This is a genomic window from Pseudomonas sp. S30_BP2TU TE3576 (assembly GCF_050436025.1).
GTDB lineage: Bacteria > Pseudomonadota > Gammaproteobacteria > Pseudomonadales > Pseudomonadaceae > Aquipseudomonas.
Genome location: NZ_JBNDLK010000001.1, coordinates 4,836,362 through 4,854,278, shown reverse-complemented (window position 1 = coordinate 4,854,278; position 17,917 = coordinate 4,836,362). Strand labels below are relative to the sequence as shown.

Below are 17,917 nucleotides of genomic sequence, written 5' to 3'. Positions count from 1 at the left end.
CCCAAAAACAACCGGTTAAGCCCGCTGACTCAGCCAGGCATGCAATTCAGAAAAGCGGTCGATGGCCAGTTGCGGCTCATACAACTTCAACGCTTCAATCGATTGAGCGCCATAACTGACAGCCACCGAGCCCATGCCGGCGTTGCGCGCCATCTGCAAATCAAAGGACGAATCACCGACCATCAACGCCTGTTCCGGGCGAACCTCGCAATGCGCGAGAATTTGCTCGAGCATCAACGGATGGGGCTTGCTGGCGGTCTCGTCAGCTGCGCGGGTGATATCGAAGTAATTTTCCCAGCCATGGGATTTCAACACCCGATCCAGCCCGCGACGGGCCTTGCCGGTCGCCACGGCCAGATGATAACCCTCGGCACGAAATGCCTCGAGCGACTCGACCACGCCCTCGAACAGCGGCGAAGGCACAGCCTCCGACGCAATGTAATGTTCGGCATAGTGCTCGCGGAACGCGATCAGCTCGGCGTCACCGATCTCGGGATACAGGGTGCGGATCGCTTCCGGCAAACCCAGACCGATGATGCCTTTCACGGCAAAATCATCGCGCTGTTCGAATCCGGAGCGCTGCGAGGCAACGTGCATCGCCTCGACAATCCGACCGATGGAGTCGGCCAGAGTGCCGTCCCAATCGAAGATCAGCAGCTTGTAATCAGATGGGCGCACTCAATCGCTCCACAGTCTTGGCCCACATCTCGTCAACCGGCGCCTGCAACTTCAATTCGCCACCATCCGGCAACGGCACGGTCAGCATGTAGGCATGCAGGAACAGGCGCTTGCCGCCCAGATCGCGGATTTCCTTGCTGAAACCTTCGTCGCCATACTTGGTGTCGCCAGCGATGCAATGCCCGGCGTGCAAGGTATGGACGCGGATCTGGTGAGTCCGGCCAGTAATCGGCTTGGCTTCGATCAGGGTGGCAAAATCGCCGAAGCGGCGCAGGACCTTGAACACGGTCACGGACTCCTTCCCCTCCTCCTCGTCGACCTCGACCATGCGTTCGCCGGAGCGCAGATTGCTCTTGCCCAGCGATGCACGGACTTGCTTGATCGAGCTCGCCCAGTTACCGCGGACCAGCGCCATGTAGCGCTTGTCGACGCCATCACCGCGCAACGCGGTGTGCAAGTGGCGCAACATGCTGCGCTTCTTGGCGATCATCAACAGGCCGGACGTATCACGGTCGAGACGGTGAACCAGTTCGAGCTCCTTGCAATCGGGGCGCAACTGACGAAAGGCTTCAATCACCCCGAAAGTCAGGCCGCTACCGCCATGAACCGCAATGCCGGCGGGCTTGTTGATCACGATCAGCGCCTTGTCTTCGAAGACAATCGACGCTTCGAGTCGCTGCAACAGCCCCTGCGCCAGCGGCACCGGCTCGTCGCGCTCGGGCACGCGAACCGGCGGCACGCGCACGATATCGCCCGCCTGCAGCTTGTACTCGGGCTTGATCCGACCTTTGTTCACGCGCACTTCGCCCTTGCGCAAAATGCGATAAATCAAGGTCTTGGGCACGCCTTTGAGCCGGGCGAGAAGGAAGTTATCAATACGTTGGCCGGCATATTCCGGCGAGACCTCAAGCAGTTGTACGCCTGGAGTCGGGGGGGTAGTCGTCGTCATGGCGCGGATGATAACAATTTTTTATGGAATTGAAGCACTTAATCATTACTGCTATAGTCGCGAACGTCGCCAAAAGCGGCCTGGACAGCGGACCAACGGTCAAAAACCGGCCCTGACCAACGCAATTCACCAGGACGCGAGGCCGTCCTACGGGGCTTTCGCTACGTAACGGTGGAATTTGCAGGTGTAACGAGCGCAGGTGACATGAGGCCTGAATCACGCCACAAAGCAGAGTTTTTCACTCGTTTTGCGAGCCATATTCACGGCCAGTTCACAAAGTGCAGTCATTTGCGAATGACCCCGAGCGAAAACATCGGAAACAACGCCTAAATTAGCCATGATGCGTGACCTCCCCTTTCGGAGCTCACGGTAAATGCCAACCCGCTGCGGATTCTGCGCGCGGCAGCACCCGAATTATCAGGGATACGTGTAGGGTGGAGATGCACAACCGCCGGACTGTGTAGCAACAGGCTTTCTCAAGACGCTTCATCTCGTCCACAGCCGCTGGTTGATTCCTCCTCCTGACTGAGTGCTTAAGTAGCCACAGCAAGCAGGACGCGTACGTCGCGATGAAGGCCCACATTGGCCGGACTTCGCTGGACACGGGAAATGGCCAACCACTCCCGACGCACCTGACACCGACCGTGAGAAGTCGTGTGTGCCGAACGCCGTTTCCGGCAGCCCGGAAACCGACGGTACTACATGAAAAGAATGCTGATTAACGCAACTCAACCCGAAGAGTTGCGTGTTGCACTGGTAGATGGCCAGCGCCTCTACGACCTGGACATCGAATCCGGTGCACGCGAGCAGAAGAAGGCCAACATCTATAAAGGCCGGATTACTCGCATCGAACCAAGCCTTGAGGCTGCCTTTGTCGATTTCGGCTCTGAGCGCCACGGCTTCCTGCCCCTCAAAGAAATCTCCCGCGAATACTTCAAGAAAGCCCCGGAAGGTCGCGTCAACATCAAGGACGTCCTGAGCGAAGGCCAGGAAGTCATCGTTCAGGTCGAAAAAGAAGAACGTGGCAACAAGGGCGCCGCCCTGACCACTTTCATCAGCCTGGCCGGTCGTTACCTGGTGCTGATGCCGAACAACCCGCGTGCCGGCGGTATTTCCCGTCGCATCGAAGGCGAAGAGCGCAATGAACTGCGTGAAGCCCTGAACGGCCTGGTTGCCCCGGCCGACATGGGCCTGATCGTGCGCACTGCCGGCCTGGGCCGCAGCAGCGAAGAAATGCAATGGGACCTCGACTACCTGTTGCAACTGTGGACAGCCATCAAAGAAGCCTCGCTGGATCGCGCCGCGCCGTTCCTGATCTACCAGGAAAGCAACGTGATCATCCGCGCGATCCGCGACTACCTGCGCCAGGACATCGGCGAAGTGCTGATCGACAGCGTTGAAGCCCAGGACGAAGCCCTGACCTTCATCCGCCAGGTAATGCCGCAGTACGCCAGCAAGATCAAGCTGTACGAAGACAGCGTTCCGCTGTTCAACCGTTTCCAGATCGAAAGCCAGATCGAAACCGCGTTCCAGCGCGTTGTCGAACTGCCTTCCGGCGGTTCCATCGTGATCGATCCGACCGAAGCCCTGGTGTCCATCGACATCAACTCGGCGCGCGCCACCAAAGGCAGCGACATCGAAGAGACCGCGCTGCAAACCAACCTTGAAGCCGCCGAAGAAATCGCCCGTCAGTTGCGCCTGCGCGACATCGGCGGCCTGATCGTCATCGACTTCATCGACATGACCCCTGCCAAGAACCAGCGCGCCGTGGAAGAGAAAGTCCGCGAATGCCTGGAAGCCGACCGCGCTCGCGTGCAAGTCGGTCGCATCTCGCGCTTCGGCCTGCTGGAAATGTCCCGTCAGCGCCTGCGTCCGTCCCTGGGCGAAAGCAGCGGCATCGTCTGCCCGCGTTGCAACGGCACCGGCATCATCCGTGACGTTGAATCGTTGTCCCTGGCGATCCTGCGCCTGATCGAAGAAGAAGCCCTGAAAGACCGTACCGCCGAAGTTCGTGCACAAGTGCCGATCCCGGTGGCTGCGTTCCTGCTCAACGAAAAACGCAACTCGATCACCAAGATCGAACTGCGCACCCGTGCCCGTATCGTCATCCTGCCGAACGATCACCTCGAAACACCGCATTTCGAAGTGCAGCGTCTGCGTGATGACAGTCCGGAAGCGGCCACCAACCAGTCCAGCTACGAAATTGCTGCAGCCGCTGCCGAAGTGGAAGAAGTCCAGCCAGCCGCTGCGACCCGCACCCTGGTTCGCCAGGAGGCGGCGGTCAAGACCGCTCCGGCCCGCGCCAACGCTCCGGTTCCGACCGAAGTTGCCGCGCCGGCTCCAGCACCGGTCGCCGTACCGGAACCAAGCCTGTTCAAAGGCCTGGTGAAGTCGCTGATCAGCCTGTTCGCCACTAAAGAAGAGCCTGTTGCTCCGGTCGTGATCGAAAAGCCTGCAACCACCGAGCGTCCGGCCCGCAACGAAGAGCGTCGCAACGGTCGCCAGCAGAGCCGCAACCGTAACGGTCGCCGCGATGAAGAGCGCAAGCCTCGCGAAGAGCGTGCACCGCGTGAAGAACGCGCACCACGTGAGGAACGTCAGCTACGCGAAGTACGCGAACCTCGCGAGCCCCGTGAAGAAACGCCGGCCGTCGCTCGCGAAGAACGCGCACCACGCGCGCCTCGTGAAGAACGTGCACCGCGTGCTCCGCGTGAAGATCGCAAGCCACGTGGCGAGCGCGAAGAACGCGTTCGTGAACTGCGCGAACCTCTGGATGCCGCTCCGGCCGCCGCTGCTACCACTGAAGAGCGTCCGGCTCGCCAGCCACGTGAAGAGCGCGCTCCACGCCCGCCGCGTGAAGAACGTCAGCCACGTGCCGAGCAAGCTGTCGTAGCCGCAGCTGCAGCCGAAGAAGAACTGACCACCAACGAAGAGCAACTGCAGGAAGACGGTCAGGAAAACGCCGAAGGCGATCGTCCACGCCGCCGTTCCCGTGGCCAGCGTCGTCGCAGCAACCGTCGCGAGCGTCAGCGTGATGCCAATGGCAACGTGATCGAAGGTTCGGAAGAGTCCGAGTCCGGCGAAAACGCCGAAGCGCCAAGCGTAGCCGATCTGGCCGCCGGCCTGGCTGTCACCGCAGCCGTTGCCAGCAGCGTGATCAGCGCTCCGGCTGAAGCAGAAGCCAACGTGCAAGCCGAACGCGCCACTGCCGCCACCCTGGAAACTGCTCCAGTCGAAGCGCCAGTCGTGGAAGCGACCACGCCGGTCGAAGTCACTGCATTGCCAGAAATCGAAGTCGCGCCGGCGCCCGAGGCACAGCCTGCCGTTGAAGCAGCTGCCGAACCGGCTCCAGCGGTTGAAGCACCCGCCGAGGTTGCAGAAGCCGTCGTCGAAACCGTGACCGAAACCGTTCGCGAAGTACGTGAAGAGCAAACGGCGTTCAACTGGGTCGCCGAGCCAGCCGTCGCTGAAACAGCTGCTCCAGCCGCTGAAGCCATGGTATCCGAGCCGGTGGTTGCCGCCGCAGAACCGGCTCCAGCGCCGGTGGTTGAAGCGCCAGTCGTTGAAGCTCCGGTCGTTGCCGAGGTGCCTGCTCCGGTAGTCGAAGCCGCTCCTGTCAGCGCCCTGACGCCAAGTGGCCGTGCACCTAACGACCCACGTGAAGTGCGTCGTCGCAAGCGTGAAGCCGAGCGTCTGCAGAAGGAAGCCGAACTGGCTGCCGCTGCTGCTCCGGCTGAAGCGGTTGTCGCTGCCGAAGTGGTTGAGGCAGCTCCTGCCCCGGCCGCTGAAGTGGCTGCCGAGCCGGCTGAGTCGGTTATCCACGAAGCACCGCGCTCCGTTCAGGAAGCGGTAGAGCAACACGAACAAGCCCAGGAAAAAGAGCACGAGCCTAAACCTCTCGTCTGATTCCATCGGCCACTAAAAAGCCCCGCCTGGTGAACCCAGGCGGGGCTTTTTTATGCCTCATGACTTTCTGCTTTTTTGTGGGAGCGGGCTTGCTCGCGAAAGCGGTGTGTCATTCAACGTTGATACTGACTGACCTGACGCCTTCGCGAGCAAGCCCGCTCCCACAGGGGATCACCTCCGGAATTACTTGAAGTCCAACGCCTCAGGAACATCCACATCCCACAACACGCCGGGATCATCCACGGTCACTTCAACCACCCGCCCTTGGGCAAACAGCGGTTTGGCGCCGCGATCCCCCGATAGCGCCATCAACCCTGCAGCGAAGTCCCGCCCGAACCCGACCGGATGCCCATACTCACCGTCCTGCACCGGCACACAGATACTGTGATCGCTGATACCCGCCAACACTTGCTCGATACTGGAGGGCAGGATGAACGGCATATCACCCAGTACCATCAGCCAGCCATCGAGTTGCTTGCAGGCAGCGACTCCGGCGGCGATGCTGTCACCCATTCCCGTCGACTCGATCAGCACAATCTCGCAACCATAGGCCTGAGCCATACGACTAACCTGCGGGCGATCGGCGGTCGTCACCAGCACGCGCTTGCCCAGCGCCGCCGGCAGGTTGACCAACGTGTGCTCAATGACGGACCGCACCGCACCGTCACGCCCGGTGCAATCGGCCACTAACTTGTCCTTTTCAGCGCCCGCCACCTGACGAAACCGGCTGCCCTGCCCCGCCGCCAACACGATGACGCCGATGGACTCGCTCATACGCTCTCCTGCAGGATTTTTTTCTGTTTCAGCTCGACGCCATTTTTCACTGCCACGATTTCCGCCATCAGCGACAAGGCAATTTCCGCTGGATTATGACTGCCGATGTGCAAACCGATCGGACCATGCAAGCGGTCAATCGCCGTTTGCGACAAACCCAGTTGAGCCAGGTTTTCCCGGCGCTTCTGGCTGTTGACCCGCGACCCCAGCGCTCCAACGTAAAAGGCTTTGGAATCCAGGGCCGTGAGCAGCGCCATGTCGTCCAGACGCGGATCATGGGTCAAGGCCACGATGGCCGTGCGTTCATCCGTCTGGATATTCAATACCGCCTCATCCGGCATGCCCGAAACGAATCGTCCATGCTGCTCTTCCCAGCCGTAGACGAACTCGGTACGCGGATCGCAAATCAGCACCTCGAAATCCAGCAGGCGGGCCATTTCCGCCACATAGCGCGACAGCTGCCCTGCGCCGATCAGCAGCAAGCGCCAGCGCGGGCCATAGATTGCGCGCAAGGTCTGGCCGTCGAACGTCAACACGTCCGCTTTACTGGCCGGCTGCAAAAGCACTTCACCGGTGACCAGGTCCAGTTCACGCGCAACGATTTCATGGGCCTCACAACGGGCGAGCAATTGCTCGACCCAATCCCCATCGTCGATGCGTTCCTCGGTCAAACGCAAGGTACCGCCGCAGGGCAAGCCGAAACGTGCGGCTTCCTCGCGGGTCACGCCGTACGTGATCAGTTGCACCGGCGGCCCGTCAAGCGCAAGGCGGCCATCGTGCAGCCGGGCGATCAAGTCATCCTCGACACACCCGCCCGAGACCGAACCAATCACCATACCGTCTTCACGCAAGGCCAGCATGGCGCCGGGTGCCCGGGGCGCAGTGCCCCAGGTTTCGACCACGCTGTACAGCACCACCCGTTGACCGGCGCGATACCATTGCAACACACTGCGCAGGACGTTCAGATCAGCGCTGTCCATCAGTCTTCGGCCTTCTGCCAGCCCGCCAGCTGATAACGAACCGGCAGGCTGCGGATGCGTTTGCCGGTGGCGGCGAAGATCGCGTTGCACAACGCCGGCGCAATCGGTGGCACGCCCGGTTCACCGACACCGCCCAACGGGACGTCGCCCGGCGGCGTCACCAGATGCACGGCCACTTCTTTCGGCGCCAGGGACATGCGTGCCACTTCGTACATGTGGAAGTTATCCTGCTGCACCTTGCCATCCTTGAAGCTGATTTCCCCGAGCACCGCATTCCCCAGGCCCATGACACAGGCCCCCTCGAATTGCGCACGAATCCGCTCGGGGTTGATCTGCGGCCCGCAATCGACGGCGATGTCGGCCTTGTGCACCACCAGCGTACCGTCGTCCTTGACCTCCACCTCGATCACCGCCGCCACATACGTCACGAAGCTGTAATGCACCGCCAGGCCCAGACCGCGCCCCTTGGGCAGCTCGCGCCCCCAACCGGCGGCTTTGGCGGCGGTCTCCAGCACCGTGCGCAGGCGCGCCGTGTCGATCGGATAACGCTCGGGGGACTCGCCGTAGTTCCACTCTTCACTCAAGGTTCGCGGATCAATCTGACGGTCCGGACCGAGCAATCTGATCTGGTACTTGAGCGGATCCTCCCCGGCCTTGTGCGCCAGTTCATCGATAAAACTCTGGATCGCGAAGCCATGGGGAATGTTCGACACCGAGCGATACCAGCCAACCCGGGTATGCACTGTCGCCTCGGGGTTTTCCAGGCGAATGTTGGGGATCGCATACGCCATGTTGGTGAATCCCATGCCCAGTTCGAACGCTGCCTCATGGTTCATGCCCGGCGCAAACAATGCAGTGATGCTCGGCGCCACCGTACGGTGCAACCAGCCGGAAGGCAGGCCATCCTTGTTCAGGCTGGCCTTGAGGTATTCGGCCGACACGGTGTGGAAGTAGGAACAGTGGATGTCGTCTTCGCGGGTCCATTGCACCCGCACCGCTTTACCGGGGAACTCCTTGGCGAGGATGGCGGCTTCGATGATGAAGTCCGGCTTGGACTTGCGCCCGAACCCACCCCCCAGCAGGGTCACGTTGAAGGTGACGTTGTCGAACGGCAGGCCCAGGCGCTCACCGATTCGTTCCCGCGTGACCTGCGGCGCCTGGCTTGGCCCCCAGGCTTCGCACGCACCGTCCTTGAACCGCGCAATGGCGACCATCGGTTCCATCGGCGACTGTGACAAATGCGGCAAGTAGTAGGAGGCTTCCAGCGTGCTGTCGGCGTTGGTCATGGCCTTTTCGATGTTGCCGGTATTGCGCACCACCTTGCCGGGTTTGAGCGAGGCCGCTTCGAGCTCCTTGCGATAGACAATCGAGTCGTAACTGGCGTTGGGGCCGTCATCCCACTCGATTTTCAGCGCCTCGCGCCCCTTGATCGCCGCCCAGGTATTGCTCGCCACCACGGCGATGCCACCCAGGGGTTGAAACTCCGAAGGCAAAGGCCGGCTTTCGATCTGCAGCACCTTGACCACGCCAGGGACTTTCATCGCCGCGCTGCCATCGAAGCTTTTGACTTTGCCGCCATACACCGCGGGCCGCGCAATGGTGGCATAGAGCATGCCGTCGAAATGCACGTCGGCGCCGTACACAGCACGACCGTTGACGATGTCTTCACCGTCGATGGCCTTGCTGCCTTCCTTGCCGATATAACGGAATTGTGCGGGTTGCTTGAGCTTCAGGCTGTCGCGGGCCGGAACCGGCAAGGCACTTGCGGCAGAGGCCAGGGCGCCATATCCGAGCTCGCGGCCAGAAGGCTCATGGACGACCTTGTGCAATTGCGCATGGCATTCACCGACCGGCACTTTCCATTGCGCGGCGGCAGCCTGTTCGAGCATGGTCCGCGCGGCGGCACCACAACGGCGCATTGGTTCGTACCAGTGGCGCATGCTGCGCGAGCCGTCGGTGTCCTGGTTACCGAAGCGCACTTCATCACCCGGTGCCTGCTGCACCTTGACCATCGCCCAGTCGGCTTCGAGTTCATCGGCCACCACCATGGTCAAACTGGTGCGCACACCCTGGCCCATCTCTGAGCGATTGCAAATCACCGTCACCGTGCCATCAGCGGCGATGCTCACATAGACCTTGGGATCATCAACCCAGCCGTTGGGCATACCATCGGCACCGAATTTTTTCTCTTTCTCTGCAGCAAATGCGTCTTGCCAGCCCCAGCTCGCCGCCAATACCAGCGCACTGGTAGCGCCCACGCCTTTCAGAAAGCCACGGCGACTGAGATGACTCAGGTTGCTCAAGGCAAAATCATTCGGTAACCGGCTCATGCCTTGGCCTCCTTCAGGTGAGTGGAGGCCTGGCGGATGGCCGTCTTGATGCGGTTATAGGTACCGCAACGGCAGATGTTGCCGACCATCGCCTCTTCGATCTGCTCATCGCTCGGGTTCGGATTGGTCTTGAGCAGGGCCGTCGCCGACATGATTTGCCCGCCCTGGCAGAAACCGCATTGGGCGACCGCCGTGTCGAGCCAGGCTTGCTGCACGACTTTGCCGATCGGATCGGCGTGCAGGTTGTCGATGGTGCTGACATTCTGTCCGACGACTGAACCGATGGGCGTGATGCAACTACGCGCCGGAGCCCCTTCGATATGAATGGTGCAGGCCCCGCACAGGCCCATGCCGCAACCGAATTTGGTGCCGTTGTAACCGGCCACGTCGCGGATCGCCCAGAGCAGCGGCATATCCTCGGTGACGTCGAGTTGATGGTCTTGACCGTTGAGTTTCAGGGTAATCATGGGCACGCCCGCATAGTTCTTGAGTTATGGGGTCGAGCAATCTGCCGCTGGATCTCGGTGGGTCGCACGCAGATCGACTCAGGCTAATAGGCTCTCTTGTGCGGACACAGACGTCTGCACCGGGCCTTTGGTGGAACAAGTGTGTGCATCGTTAGCTGACTAAGTTAACCGAGCATTAACAAAAAAGCCCTGCACAATAAACATTGCGCAGGGCTTTTTGATGCGTCTGGAAAGCTTAGCTCAATACCGGTTCGGCTCCATTTCCAGGTCGACATGGAAACGTTCTGAAATGTCTTTCTGGATGCGCTGCGCCAGGTTCAGCAATTGCAGGCCCGTTGCGCTGCCATAGTTGACCAGCACCAGCGCCTGCAGCTTATGAACACCCGCGTCGGCATCGCGAAAACCTTTCCAGCCTGCCCGTTCAATCAGCCAACCGGCAGCCAATTTCATCTGGCCATCAGGTTGCGCATAAGCCACCAGATCCGGGTACTCACCCTTGATTCGTGCGGCCAACGCGGCCGACACCAAGGGATTCTTGAAGAAACTGCCGGCATTGCCGAGTACGGCGGGGTCCGGGAGCTTTTCATTGCGGATGCTGCAAATGGCCTGGCTGACATCGGTGGCGGTCGGATGCTCGATGCCTTGTTCGGTCAGGCGCTGACGTACCGGTCCGTACTCGAGGTGCAAGTGCGCGGCACGATCGAGGGCGAAACGCACACGCAGGATCAACCAACGCCCCGGTTCCTGCTTGAACAGGCTGTCACGGTAGGCGAAGTTGCACTCTTGCAGTGTAAAGTCGCGCAGTTCGCCGCTCTGGCGATCCAGCGCGGTCAGGCCGGCAAACACGTCTTTGATCTCGACGCCATAAGCGCCGATGTTTTGCATTGGCGCAGCGCCAACGGTACCGGGAATCAGGCTGAGGTTTTCCAGACCGGACAACCCCTGGGCCAAGGTGTGTTGCACGAACGGATGCCAAGGCTCACCCGCCTCGGCTTCAATCACCACCTTGCTACCGTCATCGCTCAGCACGCGAATCCCGCGGGTGGCCATGCGCAGCACCAGTGCATCGATATCCGCCGTCAGCAGCAGGTTGCTGCCACCGCCGATCACCAGCACCGGCACCTTGTATTCCAGCCCATAGGCCAAGGCTTCACGCACATCGGCGTCGCTATGGGCCTCGGCAAACAGCCGGGCCTGGACATCCACGCCAAAGCTGTTGAACGGCTTGAGCGAAACCTGCGATTGAACCTGCAAACTCATAACCGTCCTTTCAATTCGATCACCAGCAAATCGCTGGCGCGCTCGATCAGGTCCAGCACCTGCTCGAAGCCTTGTTCGCCGTCGTAGTAAGGGTCCGGCACTTCATCGATTTCCGATTGGTAACGGCGCAGGAACAAGTCCAGCTCAGCCTTGCCCTTGGCGGGATGCAAGGCCTTGAGGTTGCGCAGGTTGCTGTTGTCCATCGCCAGGATCAGGTCGTACGTGGCGAAATCGGCGCGGGTGACTTGTCGGGCGCGCTGGGCAGACAAGTCATAGCCGCGCAACTTCGCCGCGGCCTGACTGCGCTTGTCCGGCGCCTTGCCGACATGCCAGTCACCGGTACCGGCGGAAGCGACTTCGACCCGGTCGGCCAGCCCCGCTTCACGCAACTTGTGCCGCAGCACGCCTTCGGCCGTGGGAGAGCGACAGATGTTGCCCAGGCAGACAAACAGGACCCGCATCACGCCTCCAGCAGGCGACGAACGCGCTCAAGGTCTTCAACGGTATCGACACCGGCTGGCGGTGCGATCTGTGCGTCGGCCACATGAATGCGCACGCCGTGCCAAAGGGCTCGCAGCTGTTCCAGGCACTCGGTGTTTTCCAGCCAGCATGGACCCCAGCTGACGAAATCCTGCAGGAAACCGGCGCGGTAGGCATAGATGCCGATATGGCGGCGATACGGCACACCTTCCGGCAACTGCTCACGGTTCACGGCGAATGCGTCCCGTGCCCAGGGCAAGGTGGAACGACTGAACGTCAGCGCCAGGCCATTGAGGTCGCTGACGACCTTGACCACGTTGGGATTGAACAGGGTGTCCGCGTCTTCGATCGGCTCGGCCAGGGTGGCCATGCGCGCTTCGGTGTGGGCGGCCAGGTTCGCAGCGACCTGATCGATCACGTTCGGCGGGATCAGCGGCTCGTCGCCCTGGACGTTGACTACGATGGCGTCGGGCGCCAGGCCCAGCTTCGTCGCAACTTCGGCCAGGCGATCGGTGCCGGAATTGTGATCTTCACGGGTCAATACCACTTCGGCACCAAAGCCTTTGCAGGCTTCGACGATGCGCGCGTCGTCGGTGGCAACCACCACCCGCTCGGCGCTGCTTTTGCTTGCCTGTTCCCAGACGTGCTGAATCATCGGCTTGCCGGCGATCAGCAGCAGCGGCTTGCCCGGCAGGCGGGTGGAGGCATAACGCGATGGAATGACGACAGTAAAGGCTGTGGTCATTTATCCAGGCGCTCGTCGGTGGTCAGGGTGCGCGCTTCGGATTCGAGCATCACCGGGATGCCGTCGCGAATCGGGTAGGCCAGGCCGGCGCCCTTGCTGATCAGCTCGGTCTTGTCGGCGCTGAGCTTGAGCGGGCCTTTGCAGACCGGGCAAGCAAGAATATCGAGCAATTTAGTGTCCATGAGCATTCCCTGGAAAAACGGATTTAAGGCAACAGACGAGCCGGCAACAGGCGCATCAGCTGTGTGTCGAACCAGGCCACGAAGGCCGGCGACGGCACCGCATCAACCGCCAGATACCACCAGTCGGCGGCGGCAAAGGCACGGCATTTCACCGCATCCTTTTCCGTCATCACCAACGGCAATGACGGCGTGAAATTCAAAGCCTCCACGCTGTATTCGGCGTGGTCGGCAAACGCATGCGGGACTGGCTGCCAGTGTAACGTTTCGAGGGTCTTGAAGAAACGTTGCGGATTGCCGATGCCGGCCACCGCGTGCAGGGCCTGGCCAGAGGGGAAATGGTCGAGGGGACGCCGCTCGCCGCTGCGCAAATTGAACAGCGCGACAGGTTGCAATTGAAAGGCAAAACCATCCTCGCGGTCAGCCGTGGCACCGTTGTAGAGAACCGCGTCGACGCTTTGCAAGCGCTCGACCGGTTCGCGCAACGGCCCGGCAGGCAGGCAACGGCGGTTGCCCAGGCCGCGGGCGGCGTCGATCAACACCAGTTCCAGGTCACGGGCCAGGCGGTAGTGCTGCATGCCGTCGTCGGACAGGATCAGGTCCAGCGGCTCACTGGCCAGCAACGCTTTGACAGCGTTGCTGCGATTGGGGTCGATCATCAACGGCACACCCGTGCGCTGAACGATCAGCAACGGCTCGTCACCGGCGATATCAGCACTCTGCCCGGCCTCGACCCGCCACGGCAACTGCGGCGGCTTGGCGCCGTATCCACGGCTGACCACGCCGACCCGCAGGCCGCTGCGCTGACAATGCTGGATCATCCACAGAATCAGCGGCGTCTTGCCAGTACCGCCAACGGTGATGTTGCCCACGACGATCAACGGCACCGGAGGTTGATAGATCTCGCCCTCCCCCGCCAGAAAGCGCTTGCGCTTGTTCATGACCACGCGCCGGTACAGCCACTCCAGTGGCTGCAACAGCTTCAGGGCCGGATGACCTGCGTACCACGCGGCCAGTAATCGATCGGACATGGTCATCAGGGCGCGGGGGGCGCCGCCTCGATGGTGGTCATGCGCAAATGGCTGAAGCCAAGCTTGCCGGCTGCATCCATGGCGGTAATGACGGACTGATGTTGAGTCTTGCCGTCGGCGCTGATGGACAGCGGCAGGTTGGTATCGCCATTGGATTCTTTCTGCAGCGCTTCCATCAACGTGGCCAGGTCGCTTTTCGGCAATACATGGTTGTTCACCGAGAACACACCGTCGGCACTGATGGCAACATCGAGCTGCCGGGTCTGGTCGTCGGCAGATGCGCCACTGACCGCTTCCGGCAGCTCGACACGCAACTGGGTTTCACGGGTAAAGGTGGTGGTCACCACGAAAAACAGCAGCAGGACAAACACCACGTCGATCAGCGACACGAGGTTGATGTCCACGTTCTCCCGTTGCTTGCGGCGGAATTTCACGCTTTGCCCTCAGCCAGATCAACGTCACGGTCACCCTGCACCACTTCAACCAGCTTGATGGCTTCCTGCTCCATGCCCACGACGAGCTCATCAATGCGCCGTTGCAGAAACCGGTGGAAGAACACCGACGGGATACCGACGATCAGGCCCGAAGCCGTGGTAATCAAGGCTTTGGAAATACCGCCGGCCAGCACTGCGGCGTTGGTCGTCATGCCTGTGCCCATGAACGAACTGAAGATTTCGATCATGCCCAACACGGTACCCAGCAGACCCAGCAACGGCGCCATGGCGGCGATGGTGCCCAGCGCGTTGATGTAGCGCTCCAGCTCGTGGATCACTCGGGCAGCGGCCTCTTCGATGCACTCCTTCATGATCTCGCGACCATGTTTCGAGTTAGCCAGACCAGCCGCCAGGATCTCGCCCAGAGGCGAGTTGGCACGCAGTTCCTTGAGTTTTTCTTTATTGAGCTGTTTGTCCTTGATCCAGACCCAGACCTGCCCGAGCAAGTGCTCCGGGGTCACGCGGCTGGCGCGCAGTGTCCAGAGACGTTCGGCGACGATGGCCATGGCCACGATGGAGCTCAGAATGATCGGCAGCATCATCCAGCCGCCGGATTTGACCAATTCCCACACAGTGACAGTCCCCTCGAAAAAGTGCGCCACTCTAACATAGGGGGTGGGCGCACCGAAGACCGTGATGGCGCATCCGGTCGGGCTTTGATAACACTCGGTTACTGATTCAAGGGCGGCGGATCGCGCCAGAAACGCCGTTCCTGACGCATCGTCCACGGCGGTTCGAAGCGCCCCAGTTGCAGACGAATGGCACCCTGTTCAGCACTGTCGTAGATCGCCACTCCGCGCTTTTGATATCGCGCCACGACCGTGGGATGCGGATGGCCGAAGGCATTGCCCAGGCCGCGCGAGATCAGCACCGTTTTAGGTTGCAAGCCATTGAGCAGCGCCATGGACGACGAACTGCGACTGCCGTGATGGGGCGCCGTCAGCCAATCGGTGGGTACCACCAATGGACTGTCGAGAAGGGCTCGCTCGGCAGCGGAGTCGATATCGCCGGTCAACAGCAGGCGCTCGCCATTGGCTTCGATCTGCAACACGCAGGACTTCTGGTTACGGTCGCTGGCGGAAGACCATTGCCAAAGCCGAAACTGCACGCCATCCCAAGTCCATTGCCGCTCACTCTCACAAGCCTGGGCGCCCAGCTCCTGTGGCAACTCCAGGGGATCGCCACTGAGCACCTGTTTGATCGGCATGCCATTGGCCACCGCACGCGCTCCCCCGGCATGATCGGCGTCCGCGTGGCTGATCAGCAGCAGATCCAGTTCATCCACCCCCAGTTTGCGCAAAGAAGGCAGTACGACCCGCTCCCCCAGATCAAAATCACCGATGCGTGGTCCGGTGTCATACAACAGCGTGTGATGGCGAGTGCGCACCAGAACGGCCAATCCCTGCCCCACGTCCAACTGCCAGACTTCAGCGACGCCTTCCGGCAGCAATGACCGGGGTGGAAATACCAACAACAACAGCAGAGGCCAACCCAATGGACGCAGCGGCACCCCACGCGGCAACAACAGCAGAAAAGCGCCCAACGCGCCGAGACCCCATACCCACCCAGGAGTCGCCCTGGGCACCCACGCCGGTATCACTCCCGCCAACAACGCCAGTCCCCTGAACAACCCATCGATCAAACCGCCCGCCAGCCACAACAAGCCCTCCCCCACGTAAGGCACAGGTATCAGCAATGTCCCGAGCAAGGCCGGCGGCAATACCAGCAGGCTGATCCACGGCACCGCCCACAGATTGGCCAACGGGCCGCTGACACTGATCGGCAACCCCAGCACCAGCAACAACGGGCACAGACCGATGGCGATCAGCCATTGCGCACGGGTCCAGGTCTGCCACCAGCGCCAAGGGCCCAACCGGCCGCCAAAGGTGAAAATCAAGATGGCCACCGCCGCAAAAGACAACCAGAACCCCGGTTGCAGACTCGCCAGCGGATCCAGTAACAAAACGCCATTGAGCGCCAGCAACAACGGCCACCAGGCGCCGAGATGACGAAACCGTAGACGCCACAACAACACCAGACCAATCATCAGGCAGGCCCGCTGCACCGGAACCTCGAACCCGGCCAGCATCCCGTAACCGAGCGCAGCGGCGAATGCCAGGCCACAGGCCCACGGCAACCACGGCAGGCGGTTCGGCCACAGCCCATGGCGGGCCAGTCCTGCGATCAACAGATACACCACCCCGGCCAGCAAACCGATGTGCTGCCCGGAAATAACCAGCAGATGCACCGTGCCCGTATCCTGCAATACCTGCCAGTCTTCGCGACTCAGCCCGGCGCCGTCCCCGAGTACCAACGCCGTCAACGCGCCGCTTCGCCCTTGGGCATCCACCGCTTGCAAACGCTGACGGACTCCATCGCGCCAGGCCCATTGGGCTTGTACAAGGCGTTCGCCCTCCTTGACCCTCCCGGTCGCCCCGATGCGTTGTGCCAGCAACCAGGCTTGATAGTCGAAGGCCTGCGGATTGAGGAGCCCGGCCGGGCGCTTCAATTTGACTGCCAGACGCCAGCGCTCGCCACTGTTCACCGGCGGCCCGTCATGCCAGGCCAGGCGTAAGTGCTTCGGCAGATGAGTGCGCCGAGACTGAGTGTCGGCCAGCTCAAAACGCACCACTGCGTCGCCGTGCTGGGGCAGCCCCGTGACCCGTCCTTCGACCCAGCGGGTTTCGCCGTCCAGCCCCGCAGACAGTCGGTCATCCAGTGCCGACTGGGCATTCGCGCAGGCCCAACTCAAACCGAACAGGTAAAAGGCCACCGGATAGGTTCTGAATGGCAGCAACATCAAACCCGCCACCGGCATCGCCAACCACAACCAGACCGGCGGCAATGCCGGTAAAAAGCGCAAGGTCAGCAGACCCAACGCCAGCGCCATCATCCCTGTGCGCATAAGCCCGTCCTTGAGAGTACCCTTCAAGGCTTAGCCCGTCCGTCGCATGGGCGTCGTCAATAATTGTCACAAAGTCTGAATGGGCAGCTCATAGAATCCAGACATACTTGCCGCCTTGACCGACCGAGAAGCCTTATGCCCCGGCGCTTATTCAAACGTTACATGCCAGACCCGATGAGCATCAGGGAACACAAGTCCTTACGCTTTCTCGGCACGCTGTTGCATGACCCCAACCTCTGGCACCTCAATCGCCACTCCGTTGCCCGTGCAATGGCAGTGGGCCTGTTCGCCGCGTTCCTGCCGATCCCGTTGCAGATGCTGCTCGCGGCCATCCTCGCCATTATCGTGCGCGGCAACATGCCGATTGCCGTGAGCCTGGTCTGGCTGACCAACCCGATCACCATGCCCGCCGTATTCTTCTGCACCTACCAGGCCGGCGCCTGGCTGATGGACGTTCCCGCCCGGCAGTTGCCGGACTCGCTGACCTGGGAATGGATCAGGGGAGAAATCTCGACGTTGTGGCAGCCGTTCTTGCTGGGTTCAGTCGTGACGGGAGTGGTACTCGGGGCGCTGGCCTACTTTCTGGTGATGATGTACTGGCGCTGGTGGGTGGCCCGGCAATGGAAGCGGCGCAAGAAGAGCCGGATGTGAGAATGCAAAACGGCCTCCACTTGGGAGGCCGTTTTTTTTTTTGCGGTGTCTGGGCTGACGCTTTCGCGGGCAAGCCCGCTCCCACAGG

The 17,917-nt window shown here is 61.3% G+C and carries 16 protein-coding genes; 2 read left to right on the top strand and 14 right to left on the bottom strand.

Features of this window, described 5'->3' with window-relative positions:
- Nucleotides 1–15: 15 nt before the first annotated feature.
- Nucleotides 16–678 carry an HAD-IA family hydrolase gene (locus ABIA48_RS22145; RefSeq protein WP_310054704.1) on the bottom strand — a complete coding sequence of 221 codons (663 nt, stop codon included), beginning with the start codon at nucleotides 676–678 and terminating at the stop codon, nucleotides 16–18.
- Nucleotides 665–1,627 (bottom strand): 23S rRNA pseudouridine(955/2504/2580) synthase RluC, encoded by a 963-nt coding sequence (gene rluC, locus ABIA48_RS22140; protein ID WP_007977058.1) that lies wholly within the window; start codon nucleotides 1,625–1,627, stop codon nucleotides 665–667. Before rluC ends, ABIA48_RS22145 begins: the two co-directional genes overlap by 14 nt.
- Nucleotides 1,628–2,329: 702 nt before the next feature.
- On the opposite strand from rluC, the gene rne reads away from it, so the two are divergent.
- The gene (rne, locus tag ABIA48_RS22135; RefSeq protein ID WP_429491340.1) at nucleotides 2,330–5,533 is read left to right on the top strand and encodes a ribonuclease E; all 3,204 of its coding nucleotides are present in this window, start codon (nucleotides 2,330–2,332) and stop codon (nucleotides 5,531–5,533) included.
- 183 nt (nucleotides 5,534–5,716) lie between these two features.
- On the opposite strand, the gene ABIA48_RS22130 is transcribed toward rne, so the two are convergent.
- The 12 genes from ABIA48_RS22130 to ABIA48_RS22075 form a co-directional block, all read right to left on the bottom strand.
- Complete coding sequence (locus tag ABIA48_RS22130; RefSeq protein ID WP_429491338.1) at nucleotides 5,717–6,307, bottom strand: nucleotidyltransferase family protein; 591 nt, start codon at nucleotides 6,305–6,307, stop codon at nucleotides 5,717–5,719.
- Nucleotides 6,304–7,287, bottom strand: a complete 984-nt coding sequence (locus tag ABIA48_RS22125) for an XdhC family protein (protein ID WP_429491337.1) — start codon at nucleotides 7,285–7,287, stop codon at nucleotides 6,304–6,306. Before ABIA48_RS22125 ends, ABIA48_RS22130 begins: the two co-directional genes overlap by 4 nt.
- Complete coding sequence (locus tag ABIA48_RS22120; protein WP_429491335.1) at nucleotides 7,287–9,617, bottom strand: molybdopterin cofactor-binding domain-containing protein; 2,331 nt, start codon at nucleotides 9,615–9,617, stop codon at nucleotides 7,287–7,289. The genes ABIA48_RS22125 and ABIA48_RS22120 overlap by 1 nt, the downstream gene beginning before the upstream one ends.
- Complete coding sequence (locus ABIA48_RS22115; protein ID WP_008046998.1) at nucleotides 9,614–10,084, bottom strand: (2Fe-2S)-binding protein; 471 nt, start codon at nucleotides 10,082–10,084, stop codon at nucleotides 9,614–9,616. Before ABIA48_RS22115 ends, ABIA48_RS22120 begins: the two co-directional genes overlap by 4 nt.
- 240 nt (nucleotides 10,085–10,324) lie before the next feature.
- Nucleotides 10,325–11,344 (bottom strand): UDP-N-acetylmuramate dehydrogenase, encoded by a 1,020-nt coding sequence (gene murB / locus ABIA48_RS22110; RefSeq protein WP_429491333.1) that lies wholly within the window; start codon nucleotides 11,342–11,344, stop codon nucleotides 10,325–10,327.
- On the bottom strand, nucleotides 11,341–11,805 hold the full coding sequence (locus tag ABIA48_RS22105; RefSeq protein WP_429491331.1) for a low molecular weight protein-tyrosine-phosphatase: 465 nt from the start codon (nucleotides 11,803–11,805) through the stop codon (nucleotides 11,341–11,343). The genes murB and ABIA48_RS22105 overlap by 4 nt, the downstream gene beginning before the upstream one ends.
- On the bottom strand, nucleotides 11,805–12,569 hold the full coding sequence (kdsB, locus tag ABIA48_RS22100; protein ID WP_429491329.1) for a 3-deoxy-manno-octulosonate cytidylyltransferase: 765 nt from the start codon (nucleotides 12,567–12,569) through the stop codon (nucleotides 11,805–11,807). Before kdsB ends, ABIA48_RS22105 begins: the two co-directional genes overlap by 1 nt.
- Nucleotides 12,566–12,751 (bottom strand): Trm112 family protein, encoded by a 186-nt coding sequence (locus ABIA48_RS22095; RefSeq protein WP_003179363.1) that lies wholly within the window; start codon nucleotides 12,749–12,751, stop codon nucleotides 12,566–12,568. Before ABIA48_RS22095 ends, kdsB begins: the two co-directional genes overlap by 4 nt.
- Before the next feature lie 23 nt (nucleotides 12,752–12,774).
- Nucleotides 12,775–13,785: a tetraacyldisaccharide 4'-kinase gene (lpxK, locus tag ABIA48_RS22090; protein ID WP_429491327.1), complete on the bottom strand. Its 1,011-nt coding sequence runs from the start codon at nucleotides 13,783–13,785 to the stop codon at nucleotides 12,775–12,777.
- A complete protein-coding gene (locus tag ABIA48_RS22085) occupies nucleotides 13,785–14,213 on the bottom strand; it encodes an ExbD/TolR family protein (RefSeq protein ID WP_429491325.1) in 429 nt (142 codons plus the stop codon). The genes lpxK and ABIA48_RS22085 overlap by 1 nt, the downstream gene beginning before the upstream one ends.
- Nucleotides 14,210–14,845: a MotA/TolQ/ExbB proton channel family protein gene (locus tag ABIA48_RS22080; protein WP_204934074.1), complete on the bottom strand. Its 636-nt coding sequence runs from the start codon at nucleotides 14,843–14,845 to the stop codon at nucleotides 14,210–14,212. The genes ABIA48_RS22085 and ABIA48_RS22080 overlap by 4 nt, the downstream gene beginning before the upstream one ends.
- A gap of 98 nt (nucleotides 14,846–14,943) precedes the next feature.
- Nucleotides 14,944–17,178, bottom strand: a complete 2,235-nt coding sequence (locus tag ABIA48_RS22075; protein WP_429491323.1) for a DNA internalization-related competence protein ComEC/Rec2 — start codon at nucleotides 17,176–17,178, stop codon at nucleotides 14,944–14,946.
- A gap of 135 nt (nucleotides 17,179–17,313) precedes the next feature.
- Here ABIA48_RS22075 and ABIA48_RS22070 point away from each other — a divergent pair, with 135 nt between their 5' ends.
- The gene (locus tag ABIA48_RS22070) at nucleotides 17,314–17,829 is read left to right on the top strand and encodes a DUF2062 domain-containing protein (protein ID WP_007987130.1); all 516 of its coding nucleotides are present in this window, start codon (nucleotides 17,314–17,316) and stop codon (nucleotides 17,827–17,829) included.
- Nucleotides 17,830–17,917 lie beyond the last annotated feature (88 nt).